General features: G+C 64.5%; 2 protein-coding genes. One reads left to right on the top strand and one right to left on the bottom strand.

The window, feature by feature from the left end; translation table 11 throughout:
* Positions 1–370, bottom strand: a 370-nt coding sequence (sdhC, locus tag DYI24_RS26180; RefSeq protein WP_164574381.1) for a succinate dehydrogenase, cytochrome b556 subunit, incomplete at its 3' end; no start/stop codon positions are given.
* Positions 371–739: 369 nt separating this feature from the next.
* Here sdhC and DYI24_RS26175 point away from each other — a divergent pair.
* Positions 740–1,592: cation diffusion facilitator family transporter (locus tag DYI24_RS26175; RefSeq protein WP_164574380.1), on the top strand; the 853-nt coding region annotated here is incomplete at its 3' end.

The raw sequence follows: 1,592 nt of genomic DNA, 5'->3' as shown, positions 1-1,592 counted from the left end.
AGATCTGTATAATAGATAGCAGCACGATGCCGCCGATCAGCGCCGCCCAGGTCAGCCACTCGCGGTCGGCGGTTTTGAAGCCGTAGCCGAGGTCCCAGACGAAATGGCGGACGCCGCTGAGCATGTGGTGCATCAGCGACCAAGTGTAGCCGAACACGATCAGCCGGCCGATCCAAGAGCCGGTAAAGGCCTGGACATTGGCGTAGGCGGTCGGGCCGGCGGCGCAGGCGATCAGCCACCACGCCAGCAACAAGGTTCCAGAATACAGGGCAACGCCGGTGGCACGATGGACGATGGACATCGTCATCGTCAGGCTCCAGCGGTAGGCCTGCATGTGAGGCGAAAGCGGTCGTTCGATCCTGGCGGTCATCGGCTCAATCGGTTGGCGGCGAGCGGACAGGGCCCCGGGGAGAGGCTCGCGAAGGTGCCTCTATTTACGGAGCTCATTGATTGAGCGCAACGATGAAATGACATCCACAGAATTTCAGTTCATTTTTTGAAGTCGCGTCGATGCAAGGCCCTGGCTGCCCTCCACCGGTGCCCTGGTGGTTCGAGCGCTGAAGGTCGATTCACAACCCGAGCCGGCGCCGAGTTGCCACGGCGAGCCGACTGCTCGGTGCAAACTGGACGAATTCTGATCGGCAGCTTGCGCCCCCGCTTTCGCGACCAGCCGCCGCGTGCGACAGTTTGGCCGTCATTGCCGGGATTTCCCTGTCCCGCAGCACCGCGTTCAGTCTGCATGAGCCACGATCATCATCACCATCACGGGCCCGGTGCCGCGCACGGCGCCGGCGGTCACAGCCACGCGCCACAGGATTTCGGCCGCGCCTTTGCGATCGGTATCACCCTGAACCTGGTGTTCGTGGTTGCCGAAGCGGCATTCGGTTACTTCAGCAACTCGATGGCGCTGATCGCCGACGCCGGCCACAATCTGTCCGATGTCGCCGGACTGGTGGTGGCGTGGATCGCGGCCGGGCTGGCGAAGCGGCCGCCGTCGGCGCGTTACACCTATGGGCTACGCGGCTCCTCGATTCTCGCAGCGCTGTTCAACGCCGTCTTCCTGCTGCTTGCGGTCGGCGCGATCGGCTGGGAAGCGGTGGTGCGTCTTTTCACGCCCGAGCCCGTCGCAGGTATCACCGTGATGGTGGTGGCTGGCATCGGCATTGTCATTAATGCCGTCACCGCCTGGCTATTCGCATCGGGGCGCCACAGCGATCTCAATATCCGCGGCGCTTACTTGCACATGGCAGCCGATGCGGCGGTGTCGGCGGCCGTGCTGGTGGCCGGCGTGATCATCCTGTTCACCGGCTGGTACTGGATTGATCCGGCCGTCAGCCTGCTGGTCGCGGTGGTGATCGTGTGGGGGACGTGGGGCCTGTTGCGCGACTCCACCGCGCTGTCGCTCGCCGCAGTACCGCGCGGCATCGACCCGGCAGCGGTGCGGGCCTTCTTGTCGAAATTGCCTGGCGTCACCCAGGTGCACGACCTGCACATCTGGGGAATGTCGACCACCGAAGTCGCGCTGACCTGCCATCTGGTGATGCCGGGCGGGTCGCCGGGCGATCCCTTCCTGGTCGACCTCGCCCACGAGC

The organism is Rhodopseudomonas sp. BR0C11, assembly GCF_010820945.1.
GTDB classification, from domain to species: domain Bacteria; phylum Pseudomonadota; class Alphaproteobacteria; order Rhizobiales; family Xanthobacteraceae; genus Rhodopseudomonas; species Rhodopseudomonas palustris_H.
The sequence above is the reverse complement of the archived record's forward strand: the minus strand, read 5'-3'. Positions and strand labels throughout refer to the sequence as shown.